Raw genomic sequence first — 11,979 nt, 5'->3', positions numbered from 1 at the left:
CGGCGCCGGTCCGGCATCGAAGATGCGGACCTCTGCAGGAGATACAATGTCTGAATCCAACCCAACCCGCGACGATTTTTCGGCGCTTCTCGAAGAGTCCTTTTCTGACGGACATTCCGGTGAAGGCCAGGTCGTCAAGGGCATCATCACGGCCATCGAAAAAGACATGGCCATCATCGATGTCGGCCTCAAGGTCGAAGGCCGCGTGCCGCTGAAGGAATTCGGCGTCAAGGGCAAGGACTCCACCCTCAAGGTCGGCGATATCGTCGAGGTCTATGTCGAGCGCATCGAAAACGCGCTGGGCGAAGCCATGCTGTCGCGCGACAAGGCGCGCCGCGAGGAAAGCTGGGTCAAGCTCGAAGAGAAATTCTCGAAGGGTGAACGCGTCGAAGGCGTCATCTTCAACCAGGTCAAGGGCGGCTTCACGGTCGATCTCGACGGCGCCGTGGCCTTCCTGCCGCGCTCGCAGGTCGACATCCGTCCGATCCGCGACGTCACGCCGCTGATGCACAACCCGCAGCCGTTCGAGATCCTCAAGATGGATCGCCGCCGCGGCAACATCGTCGTGTCGCGCCGCACCGTGCTCGAGGAGAGCCGCGCGGAGCAGCGTTCGGAGATCGTCCAGAACCTCGAAGAGGGCCAGGTGGTCGAAGGCGTCGTCAAGAACATCACCGACTACGGTGCGTTCGTCGACCTCGGCGGCATCGACGGCCTGCTGCATGTCACCGACATGGCATGGCGCCGCGTCAACCATCCGACCGAAATCCTCAACATCGGTCAGACGGTCAAGGTGCAGATCATCCGCATCAACCAGGAAACCCACCGCATCTCGCTCGGCATGAAGCAGCTCGAGGCGGATCCGTGGAGCGACATCGGCGCCAAGTTCCCGATCGGCAAGAAGATCACCGGCACGGTGACCAACATCACCGACTACGGCGCGTTCGTCGAGCTGGAGCCGGGCATCGAGGGTCTCATCCACGTTTCGGAAATGTCGTGGACCAAGAAGAACGTGCATCCCGGCAAGATCCTGTCGACGACGCAGGAAGTCGAGGTCGTGGTGCTCGAGGTCGATCCGGCCAAGCGCCGCATCTCCCTCGGCCTCAAGCAGACGCTCGAGAATCCGTGGGAGTCCTTCCTGCACAACCACCCGACCGGTTCGGTCGTCGAGGGCGAAGTCAAGAACAAGACCGAGTTCGGCCTGTTCATCGGCCTCGAGGGCGACGTCGACGGCATGGTGCACCTCTCCGATCTCGACTGGAACCGTCCGGGCGAGCAGGCCATCGAGGAGTACAACCGCGGCGACATGGTGAAGGCGCAGGTTCTCGACATCGACGTCGAGAAGGAGCGCATCTCGCTCGGCATCAAGCAGCTCGGCAAGGACGCGATCGGCGAAGCCGCCACGTCCGGCGAACTGCGCAAGAATGCCGTCGTCACCTGTGAGGTCACCGGCGTCAAGGACGGCGGGCTGGAAGTCAAGCTCGTCGACCACGACATCGATACCTTCATCAAGCGTAACGACCTGTCGCGCGATCGCGACGAGCAGCGCCCCGAGCGTTTCTCGGTCGGCCAGAAGGTCGATGCCCGTGTCATCGCCTTCGACAAGAAGACGCGCAAGATCACGGTGTCGATCAAGGCCCTCGAGATCGCCGAAGAGAAGCAGGCGATCTCGCAGTACGGTTCGACCGACTCCGGCGCATCGCTCGGCGACATTCTGGGCGCTGCCCTGAAGAAGCAGGGCGAAAACTAGTCGCCTGACGCCGCCCCAGGCGGCGACAGTCAACGGACAGCGAAAGGCCCGCCGGAGCAATCCGGCGGGCCTTTCTGCATTCGGTGCGGTGCATGCGTTAGGCGTGCGGCCGCGTCAGGTCACGGAACGACGTAGAGACAGGGCTTGGCCTTGGCCTTGCACGACCACTTGCCGCTGACCTTCTTGCACTCGACGGACTTGTCCTTGGCGATATCCCAGACCGACCATGCCAGGCCGTACTGGTTCTTCGTCTTGTAGGACCAGTTCTTGATCGCCTTGGCGCGGGCCGCGAACTTGGTCTTCAGGTAGGCGTCGGCCTGCTCGGGGTAGGCCTTGCAGGAATAGGCCAGCGACGGGGTCGCGGTGGCCGACATCGAGACGGTGGCAATGCCGACAATGGCAGCGGCCTGGACGATCTTGCGAAAGGTGGAACTGTTCATTCTCGGTAATCCTTGGCTGGTTTCTTCGGGTGGAACCTCGGTTCCTGATCCTCAGTCGTGCCGCCCTCGCAGATGGTTCATGAAAATTTTTCGCCATTCCCGTCCGACGGGCTCCGCGGCACGCCAACCGGTTGTCCTGAAACGATTTTTTCCGCAGCATGCGGCGGCAGGCTCGCCGTGTGGCCAGGGAAATTCGCTGCCGCTGGCGCGATCGGCGGACCGGAACCGGCGGCTTGCCAGGGCATCACCCTTGCCGTTGTCTGGCCGCTGACCCAGATTGCCGGCTACGCATCGCGAGAATCCAATGAGCCCCAGCAACGACCGCGCATGGTAGATCAACCCGCACTCGGGCGGGCCGCGGCCATGGCTCCGTTCGAACACGACATCTTCCGAAAAGTCTGGTTTGCCAGCCTCGCCTCGAACCTCGGCGCGCTGATCCAGGGTGTCGGTGCTGCCTGGATGATGACGTCGATCTCAACCTCGGCAGATCTCGTCGCATTGGTGCAGGCGTCGACGGCGCTGCCCATCATGCTGTTCTCGCTCGTCTCGGGCGCCATCGCCGACAACTACAACCGCCGCTCGGTCATGCTGGTGGCGCAGGTCTTCATGCTCGGCGTCTCGGTCGCGCTCGCCGTCACCGCCCATGCCGGCGTGATGACGCCGTGGCTGCTGCTCGGCTTCACCTTCCTGATCGGCTGCGGCACGGCGCTCAACAACCCGTCATGGCAGGCGGCCGTCGGAGACATGGTGCCGCGCGACCATCTTCCCGCCGCCGTGGCGCTGAACTCGATGAGCTTCAACCTGACGCGCAGCGTCGGCCCGGCGATCGGCGGCGCCATCGTCGCGGCGGCGGGCGCGGCTGCCGCGTTTGCGGCCAACGCGGTCAGCTATGCGGCACTGATCGTCGTTCTCTACCGCTGGAAACCCGCGCTGCCGGCAAATGCGCTGCCGCGCGAATCCATCGGCCTCGCCATCTCGGCCGGGCTGCGCTACGTCGCCATGTCACCCAACATCGAGAAGGTGTTGCTGCGCGGCTTCGCCTTCGGCCTGAGCGCCATCTCGACGCTGGCGCTGCTGCCGCTGGTGGCACGCGACCTTATCCAGGGCGGACCGCTGCTCTACGGCGTACTGCTCGGCGCCTATGGTGTCGGCGCGATCGGCGGCGCATTGCTGGTCGGCCGGCTGCGCGCCATGCTTTCCAACGAATGGATCGTGCGCCTGGGTTTCGTCGCCTTCGCCGTGTCCGCCACCGTCTCTGCCCTGAGCAGCAATGCCGTGCTGACCTGCGCGGGACTGCTCATCGGCGGCGCCAGTTGGGTGATGACGCTGTCGCTCTTCAACATGACGGTGCAGCTGTCCACGCCACGCTGGGTCGTCGGCCGGGCCCTGTCGCTCTACCAGATGGCAACCTTCGGCGGCATGGCGCTGGGCAGCTGGATCTGGGGCGTCATCGCGGAGGCGCAGGGTCCCGACGTCGCTTTGATTTCCTCCGCGGCGCTGATGCTCGTCGGCGCGCTCATCGGTCTCTGGTTCCGGCTGCCCGACCAGACGGCGCTCAACCTCGACCCGCTGAACCGTTTCCGCGAGCCGCATCTGGCGCTCGACATCAAGCCGCGCAGCGGCCCGATCGTGGTGATGATCGAATACATCATCCGCGAGGAGAACCTGCACGCCTTTCTTGACACCATGGCCGAGCGGCGGCGGGTGCGCCGGCGCGACGGTGCGCGCAACTGGACGCTGCTGCGCGACGTCGAGAATCCGGAGCTCTGGATCGAGAGCTACCACGCGCCGACCTGGATCGAATATGTCCGCCACAATTCCCGCATCACCCAGGCCGACGCGGAAGTCGGCCAGAAGATCAGGCAGTTGCACAGCGGAACCGAGCCGCCGCGCGTGCACCGCATGATCGAGCGGCCGACCGACTGGACGGCCTCGCATGGGCAGTTGAAGGGCATGCTCGACCTGCACTGACCGGCGCGCTGCCAACGCCTCGCGGACTAGCCCCTGCCGAAGATCGGCACCAGCGCGCCGCTCGCCACGCGGTTTTCCGCCGAGGCAAGATGACAGACCGCTTGCGCCGCGTCGTCCAGCGGAACCCATTTCGAGAAATCGGCCTTGGGCATGGCGCTGCGGTTGGCCGGCGTATCGAGCGTTGCAGGCGCCACGGCGTTGACCAGTATGCCGTCGCCCTTGACCTCTTCGGCCAGCGCCACGGTGATCGCGGCGACGGCGGCCTTGCTGGCGGCATAGGCGATCTTGCCGGATCCGTTGCGCGGCTCGAGTGCGGGACGCGCGACCGTATTGACGATGCGCCCGGCGGTCGCTGAGGCACGCATCGCGCGGACGGCGGCGCGGCAGCACAGGAAGGCGGTGCGCGCGTTCATGTCCATCATGCGGGAGAAGTCGTCCGCCGAGGTGTCGCCGATCGGCGAGCCGGCATAGCCGCCGGCAAGATGGATCGAGGCGAAGAGGTCGGGAACGGCGGCATAGAACGCATCAACCGCCGACGCGTCGGTCAGGTCGACATCCGGCGCGAGCCTTACCCCGGAATGGCCGCTGAAAGCGAAGTCGTCCGGCGCGCTGCCATGGCTGGTCGGCACGTGGCAGGTCGCGCCGCCGTCGAGCAGCCGCTTCAGCACCGCCCCGCCCAGCGCGCCGGTGCCGCCGGTCACCACGATCTGCCTTCCCTCAAACATGCCAGCCATGAAGCCTCCGGGAGCCGGTATTGCCGGCTCGTCTATTCGACGATTATCTCGATGAGATAGGGCTTTGCCGTCGCCTGTCCACGCCGCAGGGCGTCCGGCAGCCCGGCGATTGCGGTCAGCCTTTCGGCCGCGATGCCGTAGGCGTCGGAGAGCTTGCAGAAGTCCGGCGGGGCCGGCGACACGCCGACCGGCTCGACGCCGACGGCGCGCATCGACGTCTCGATCTCGCGGTAGCCGGAATTGTTCCAGACGACGAAGATCACCGGCGTCCCGGCGTCGACCGCCACGGCGAGCTCGGGCAGCGTGAACTGGAAGCCGCCGTCGCCCGTCAGGCAGACGACCGGCGCACCCGGCGCCGCCAGCGAGGCGCCGATCGCGGCCGGCGGTCCGTAGCCAAGCGCGCCGTAGCCGGTCGCGGCGTTGAACCAGCCGCCCGGCCGGTCGTGGTCGTAATAGAGATTGGCCGCATAAACCGGCTGGGTGGAGTCGCCGACGATGATGGCGCCCGGGAGCGCATCGCGGATCGCCTCGACGGCCGCGACCTGCGACCTCAGTACCGGTCCGATTTCCTCATAGGCAGCATCCCGCGCGGCTTTCGCGCGCGCCGCGCCGTCGCCGTCGGCGCGCGTGGGAACAGTCTCGCCGTCGAGCGCGGCACACAGCGCTTCCAGCGCCAGCGTGCAGTCGGCCTCGATCGCGACGGACGCCGGCCAGCGCGACAGCTGGTCGATGTCGATGTCGATGCGCACCAGATTGGGCGGCACGACGAAACGGTCCTCGCCATACATGTCATAGTCGGTGGGCCCGAACTCGGTGCCGGCGGCGATCACCAGATCGGCCTCCGCCATCAGCGCGGCCACGGGCTTCAGGCTCGGGCTCGCCGGGACGCCGAGCGCGTGGCCGAACAGCAGGCCTCGCGCATTGGTGGTCATCACCACCGGGGCATCGAGCCGTTCGGCGAGCCTCTTCAGTGCAGGCTCGCTGCGCTTGGCACCGCCGCCGACGACGATCAGCGGCCGTGTCGCCGCGGCGATCAGCGTTGCTGCGCGGGCGATCGACGCCGGGCCGGGCGACAGGGTCGCATAGTCATGCGCCTCGGCGCCCATCGCATCCGCGGGCAGGCCCATGACGTCGATCGGGATCTCGATATGCACTGGTCCCGGCCGGGATCGTGCGAAGAGTTGGAAGGCGCGGTCGAGCGCCCCCGGCAGTTCTGCCGCCTCGGTGATGCGCTGCGAAAACAGCGCCACCTTCTCCATCATGCCGTGCTGGTCGGGCAGCTCGTGCAGGTGGCCGAGCCCCTTGCCGAGCGTGGCGGTGGCGTTGACGCCGGAAATGACCAGCATGGGGATCGAATCCGCGCGCGCCTGCCCCATCGCGGTGATGGTGTTGGTCAGGCCCGGCCCGGTGATGACGAAAGCGACGCCCGGACGACCCGTGACGCGGGCGTAGCCGTCGGCCATGAAGCCCGCGCCCTGCTCGTGGCGCGGCGTGATGTGGCGGATCTTCGAGCCTGCCAGGCCGCGATAGAGCTCGACCGTATGGACTCCCGGAATGCCGAACACGGTGTCGACACCATGCTGCTCGAGCAGGCTGATGAGGGCTTCGCCGACCGTTGCCATCTCAGGCGTGCCCGCGCAGGACCGGGCGCGTCAGGCAGGTCGGCCCGCCCTCGCACGCGATGCAGAGGGCATCGGCCTCGAAGGTGACGACCGTGCAGCCGGCGGCCTCCACCGCGGCCAGCGTCTTCGGGAAGCCGGCAACCGCGATGACCTCGCGCGGGGCGGTCGGCAGCACGTTGAGGCTAAGCCCGTTGCTCGCGGCGAACTCCTCCGCATCGCCCTCGACAAGCCGGATGCCGCGCGCCTTGAGCAGCTGGTAGAAGGCGGCGGGCAGAAGCGGCGAATAGACCAGCGACAGATCGTCGGCGAGCGGGCTGATGACCGACATCAGGTGCAGGCAGGCTTCCTCGCCCTGCCAGAGCGGCAGGTCGAAACCCAGCACCTCGATGCCGTTCGGCGCCAGGAGCTCGGCCATCTGGCGGATGCCTTCCTGGTTGGTGCGGACGCCGCGCCCGATGACCAGTGTCATCGCGTCGAGCCATACGCAGTCGCCGCCCTCGACGGTACCCGGCGCCTCGATGCGGCCGAGCACCGGAATGCCCATCCGTCCATAGGCCGCCTCGTGCAGGCCCGGCTCGGCCTTGCGCAGCGGCTTGCCCATCGACAGGATGACGGCGCCATGGTCGGTCATCAACGACGGGTCGTGCGTGAAGACGGAATCGGCCAGCCCGTCATCCTCCTCGGTCAGCCAGTCGATGCGGGCGCCGGAGGCTTCCACGAGGCCGGAGAAGATGGCGTGCTGCAATGCCGCCCGCTCGGGATCGAAGCCCGGACCGTAGTGCCACTCCGCAGGCTGCGCGCGGCGCATGGCGCTTTCCGCCGACCGCATCAGGACGCGCTTCAGGGGCGCTGCCATGGATTGCGATCCAAACAGTCTCTGCGGTTGAACATTCATCTCACATACTCCGGAAGGGCTTGCTGCTGGCCGTCAATAGACAGGCATCCTGGCTGCCGCAAGGGCCAGCAATGCCGGGTTGACGGAGGCAAGGCGGCGGGTCCATCCTGCATCAGGGACATGATTGTTGTGACGGGTTTATGGGTAGACGAGTGCTGAAAATGCCCTTCGGGTGCGCGGAACAGTCGGCGTGAGCGACTCCGCTTCCACTTCGCTTGCGACCGCAGAGACGCAGAACGGCGCCGCCGAAGCCATCCACATCGAAGACCTGCACAAGAAATTCGGGCAATTGCACGTGCTGAAGGGCGTCTCGCTGTCGGCACGCGACGGCGACGTGGTGGCGATCATCGGCGGCAGCGGCTCGGGCAAGTCGACGCTGCTGCGCTGCATCAACTGCCTCGAGAACCCGACCAGCGGCATCATCCGGGTCAATGGCGAGGAAATCAAGCTCAAGGCCGACAGCCACGGCCACACCGTGCCCGCCGACCGCCGCCAGATCGAACGCATCCGCTCCAAGCTCGGCATGGTGTTCCAGAACTTCAACCTGTGGAGCCACATGACGCTGCTCGAGAACGTCATCGAGGTTCCCGTCCACGTGCTCGGCATCAAGCGCGACGCGGCGGTCGCCACCGCCGGGGCGTTGCTCGACCGCGTCGGCCTGGCGGACAAGCGCGACGTCTACCCGGCCTTCATGTCCGGCGGCCAGCAGCAGCGCGGCGCCATCGCCCGGGCGCTCGCCATCCAGCCGCGCGTCATGCTGTTCGACGAACCGACCTCGGCGCTCGACCCGGAACTCGTCGGCGAGGTTCTCAAGGTCATCGGCGACCTCGCCGAGGAAGGTCGCACCATGATCCTCGTCACGCACGAGATGAAGTTCGCCCGCGAGGTCGCGACGCATGTGGTCTACCTCTACAACGGCCTCGTCGAGGAGGAGGGCCCGCCCGAACAGATCTTCGGCGCGCCCAAATCGGACCGGCTGAAGCAGTTCATCAGCAACATCCACTAGCAACAACCAGTCAGAACACCTGCAAGAATGGGAGTCATACAATGCAGAATATCCTGAAAGCCGCCGCCGCAGCGCTCATCTTCAGCGCCTCCGGCATCGCCTTCGCCAATGCAGAGGAGGTCAAGGTCGGCTTCTCGCCGGAAGCCTACCCGCCCTTCTACTCGGCCGACGCCTCGGGCAACTGGACCGGCTGGGAAGTCGATATCGTCAACGCGATCTGCGAGGAGGCCAAGTTCGACTGCGTCATGACGCCGATCCCGTGGGACGGCCTGATCCCGGGGCTCACCACCAAGAAGATCGACGCGATCATGAACTCCATGTCGATCACCGCCGAGCGCGAGAAGACCATCGCCTTCTCCGACAAGTACTACAACACGCCAACCGCAATCGTCGGCCCCAAGGGCGAAACCTTTGGCGCCACGCCCGAGGACCTGAAGGGCAAGATCCTCGGCGTGCAGGTCTCCACCACGCACTCGGCCTATGCCAAGAAGCATTTCGCCGACGCCGCGGAGATCAAGGAATACCAGACGCAGGACGAGGCCAACCAGGACCTCGCCGCCGGACGCATCGACGCCACACAGGCCGATTCGATCGCGCTCGGCGCCTTCCTGAAGACCGACCAGGGCAAGGAATGCTGTGACCTCAAGGGCCATGTCGCCGAAGACCTCGAGATTCTCGGACCGGGTGTCGGCGCCGGCGTGCGCAAGGAAGACACCGAGCTGAAGGAAAAGATCAACGCCGCGATCAAGGCGATCCGCGAGAACGGCAAGTACGACGAGATCACCAAGAAGTACTTCGATTTCGACATCTACGGCGGCTGATCGGCTGCCATCATGACTCACGGCCGCGCCTGACCACCATCGGGCGCGGCCAGCATCAGAGGGGACGGCGGGACCAGACCCCGGAAAGGGGCGCCCGCCCGGCATAGAGTGGAACCGGGCCGATCGAAGCGCTGCTTCTTCCGCTGTCGCAGGCGAGCATTTTCGACCTGCTGGCGCTGAGCCCGCCCGGCTGGGGCGGCAACCTGCTGCGCGGCCTGTTCAACTCCGTGCAGATCGCGGTCGGCGCCTTTGGCTTCGGCCTGCTGATCGGTACTGGCGGCGCCTATGGCAAGCTCTATGGCGGGCCGGTGGTGCGCGACCTGCTCGAGGTCTACACCACCATCGTGCGCGCCGTACCCGAGCTGGTGCTGATCCTGCTGCTCTATTTCGCCGGCACTGACCTCATCAACCGCGTGCTCGAGGCGATGGGCTATGCCCGCATCGACGTCAACGGTCTCGTCGCCGGCATCTGGGTGCTCGCCTTCGTGCAGGGTGCCTACGCCACCGAGGTCATCCGCGGCGCCATCCTGTCCGTGCCGGCGGGCCAGATCGAGGCAGCGCGCGCCTACGGCATGTCGCCCGGCATGATGCTGCGCCGCATCACACTGCCCGCAATGCTGCCCTTCGCCATTCCGGGCCTCGCCAATCTCTGGCTGATCGCCACCAAGGACACCGCGCTGCTGGCGATCGTCGGCTTCAGCGAGCTCACCCAGGAAACACGCACTGCGGCGGGCCAGACCAAGGCGTACTTCACCTTCTTCATGGCCGCCGGCGCGCTCTATTTGGCGCTTACGCTGGTCTCCAACGTCATCATCGGCCGCATCGAGCGCTGGTCGCGGCGCGGCATGCCCTCCGTCGCGGGAGGCGCACAATGAGCGCGCAGCCCACCGCCGGCATCGTCGACGCCTCGGCCCGCGCCTCGCTCTGGCTGCAGCCGCACCGAATCGTCCTCATTGTGGTGGCGCTGGCGCTGTTTGTCGCCGCGGCCATGTTCATGCGCTGGGACTGGATCCCGCAATATTACGACCTCGCGCTGCAAGGGATCTGGCGCACCCTATGGATCCTGGTGGTCACCGTGATCCTGGGCTTCCTGCTCGCGGTGCCGCTCGGGCTTGCGCAGGCCGCCGGACCCGCCTGGCTGGCCATCCCGGCTCAGGCCTTCTGCACCGTCATTCGCGGCACGCCGCTGCTGCTGCAGCTCTGGCTGCTCTATTACGGCCTGGGCTCGCTGTTCCCGCAATTTCCCTGGATCCGCCAGTCCGAACTCTGGCCCTATCTCAGGCAGGCATGGCCCTATGCCGTGCTGTCGCTGACCATCTCCTACGCCGCCTATGAGGGCGAGGTGATGCGCGGCGCCTTTGCCGGCGTGCCGCGCGGCCAGCTGGAGGCCGCCCGCGCCTACGGCATGAGCCGCTGGAAGGTTTTTCGCCGCATCTGGCTGCCTCAGGCCTTCTACCGCGCCATGCCGACACTTGCCGGCGAGACCGTGCTGCAGCTGAAGGCAACGCCGCTGGTCGCGACCATCACCGTCGTCGACATCTACGCCGTCGCCTCGCGCGTCAGGCAGGACACGTTCATCGTCTACGAGCCACTGCTGCTGCTGGCGCTGATCTACCTGATCATCACCGGCATCATCGTTCTCGCGTTCAAGAAGCTCGAGGCGCGCATTCCGGTGAGGATCGCCTGAGCCATGGCCGATATGGTCTACATCGGCATCGACGAGGCGCAGGCGCTCTGCGAAGAGGCGGCAATGGCTTCAGGCGCAAGCGAGGAGACCGCGCGCGGCCTTGCGAGCGCAGCGGTCGCCGCCGAGGCCGAGGGCCATTCCCTGATGGGGCTTTCGCATTTCGTCTCCTACCTGGACGCTCTGCGCTCAGGGCGGCTCGACGGCGCCGCCGAACCGGTGGTAACGCGGCCGGCGCTGGCCCTCTATCTGGCCGACGCCATGGCGGGTTCGGCCTACACCGCCTTCGATCGCAGCTTCGACGATTTCGCCAAGGCGGCCCGGCTGTTCGGGGTTGCGGTCTTCGCGCAGAAGAACGCCTATACCAGCGGTGCGCTGGGCTATTTCGCCGCCCGCCTCGCCAAGGCCGGACTGGTTTCGATCGCCGCCACCAACGGGCCGGCGCTGCTCGCCGGCTCAGGCTCGACGAAACCCGTCTACTGCACCAACCCGCTTGCCTTCGCGGCACCCGTCGCCGACGGCCCGCCGCTCGTCATCGACCAGTCGTCGAGCGCAACCGCCTTCGCCTCGATCCGCAAGGCGGCGCGCGAAGGCCATGAGATCCCCGAGGGCTGGGCGGTGGATGCCGAGGGATATGTAACGACCGATCCTGCCGAAGCCATGAAGGGCGCGCTGCTCGCCTTCGGCGGCGAGCGCGGCGCCAATATCGCGCTGATGGTCGAGGTGCTGGCCGCCGGCATCTCGGGCGCCAACTGGTCGCTCGACGCGCCGAGCTTCGCGTCCGGCTCGCAGAACCCCGGCACCGGGCTCTTCGTGCTCGCGCTCGACCCGAAACTGTTCGACCCCGGCTTCGAGAGCCGCATGCGCGACCAGGTGGAGCGGCTGCAGACGGACTACGGCGTCTATGTTCCGGGTCAGGGCAAGGCTTCGATGCGCGAGCGGGCCGCAGCGTCGGGCCTCGCGGTCGAGCGCGCCGTGCATGATCGCATCGCCGAAGCGGCCGGCCGGACCTAGGCGCCCGGGCCGCAGATGCCCACGACGACACGCTGTCGCGCCATG

General features: G+C 66.6%; 11 protein-coding genes. 7 read left to right on the top strand and 4 right to left on the bottom strand.

Going from position 1 to position 11,979, the window contains the following annotated elements; translation table 11 throughout:
* Nucleotides 1–46 precede the first annotated feature (46 nt).
* Entirely contained in the window at nt 47–1,747 is a 1,701-nt protein-coding gene (gene rpsA / locus ACT2BZ_RS07845; RefSeq protein ID WP_457940320.1) for a 30S ribosomal protein S1, read from the top strand.
* 119 nt (nt 1,748–1,866) lie between these two features.
* Here the strand turns inward: rpsA and ACT2BZ_RS07840 are convergent, their stop codons facing one another.
* The gene (locus ACT2BZ_RS07840) at nt 1,867–2,187 is read right to left on the bottom strand and encodes a hypothetical protein (protein WP_457940319.1); all 321 of its coding nucleotides are present in this window, start codon (nt 2,185–2,187) and stop codon (nt 1,867–1,869) included.
* A gap of 327 nt (nt 2,188–2,514) precedes the next feature.
* Here ACT2BZ_RS07840 and ACT2BZ_RS07835 point away from each other — a divergent pair, with 327 nt between their 5' ends.
* The gene (locus ACT2BZ_RS07835) at nt 2,515–4,158 is read left to right on the top strand and encodes an MFS transporter (RefSeq protein ID WP_457940318.1); all 1,644 of its coding nucleotides are present in this window, start codon (nt 2,515–2,517) and stop codon (nt 4,156–4,158) included.
* Between the two features lie 26 nt (nt 4,159–4,184).
* Here ACT2BZ_RS07835 and ACT2BZ_RS07830 read toward each other — a convergent pair whose 3' ends face one another.
* From ACT2BZ_RS07830 to ACT2BZ_RS07820, 3 genes are read right to left on the bottom strand one after another with little or no spacing between them, the layout of a single operon-like run.
* On the bottom strand, nt 4,185–4,892 hold the full coding sequence (locus tag ACT2BZ_RS07830; RefSeq protein WP_457940317.1) for an SDR family NAD(P)-dependent oxidoreductase: 708 nt from the start codon (nt 4,890–4,892) through the stop codon (nt 4,185–4,187).
* Nucleotides 4,893–4,924: 32 nt separating this feature from the next.
* The gene (locus tag ACT2BZ_RS07825; RefSeq protein ID WP_457940316.1) at nt 4,925–6,514 is read right to left on the bottom strand and encodes a 5-guanidino-2-oxopentanoate decarboxylase; all 1,590 of its coding nucleotides are present in this window, start codon (nt 6,512–6,514) and stop codon (nt 4,925–4,927) included.
* 1 nt (nt 6,515) lies between these two features.
* Nucleotides 6,516–7,370 carry a dimethylarginine dimethylaminohydrolase family protein gene (locus tag ACT2BZ_RS07820; RefSeq protein ID WP_457940315.1) on the bottom strand — a complete coding sequence of 285 codons (855 nt, stop codon included), beginning with the start codon at nt 7,368–7,370 and terminating at the stop codon, nt 6,516–6,518.
* Nucleotides 7,371–7,599: 229 nt separating this feature from the next.
* Here ACT2BZ_RS07820 and ACT2BZ_RS07815 point away from each other — a divergent pair, with 229 nt between their 5' ends.
* The 5 genes from ACT2BZ_RS07815 (at nt 7,600) to ACT2BZ_RS07795 (ending at nt 11,934) form a co-directional block, all read left to right on the top strand.
* Nucleotides 7,600–8,415, top strand: a complete 816-nt coding sequence (locus tag ACT2BZ_RS07815) for an ABC transporter ATP-binding protein (protein ID WP_457940314.1) — start codon at nt 7,600–7,602, stop codon at nt 8,413–8,415.
* A 41-nt stretch (nt 8,416–8,456) separates the two neighbouring features.
* On the top strand, nt 8,457–9,236 hold the full coding sequence (locus tag ACT2BZ_RS07810) for a transporter substrate-binding domain-containing protein (protein WP_457940313.1): 780 nt from the start codon (nt 8,457–8,459) through the stop codon (nt 9,234–9,236).
* Between the two features lie 143 nt (nt 9,237–9,379).
* Nucleotides 9,380–10,111, top strand: a complete 732-nt coding sequence (locus ACT2BZ_RS07805) for an ABC transporter permease (protein ID WP_457941249.1) — start codon at nt 9,380–9,382, stop codon at nt 10,109–10,111.
* Nucleotides 10,108–10,923: an ABC transporter permease gene (locus ACT2BZ_RS07800; protein ID WP_457940312.1), complete on the top strand. Its 816-nt coding sequence runs from the start codon at nt 10,108–10,110 to the stop codon at nt 10,921–10,923. Before ACT2BZ_RS07805 ends, ACT2BZ_RS07800 begins: the two co-directional genes overlap by 4 nt.
* 3 nt (nt 10,924–10,926) lie before the next feature.
* A complete protein-coding gene (locus ACT2BZ_RS07795; RefSeq protein ID WP_457940311.1) occupies nt 10,927–11,934 on the top strand; it encodes an Ldh family oxidoreductase in 1,008 nt (335 codons plus the stop codon).
* Nucleotides 11,935–11,979: the final 45 nt, after the last annotated feature.

It is taken from the genome of Mesorhizobium sp. 10J20-29 (assembly GCF_054130485.1).
This window is presented reverse-complemented; position numbering and strand designations above follow the sequence as displayed.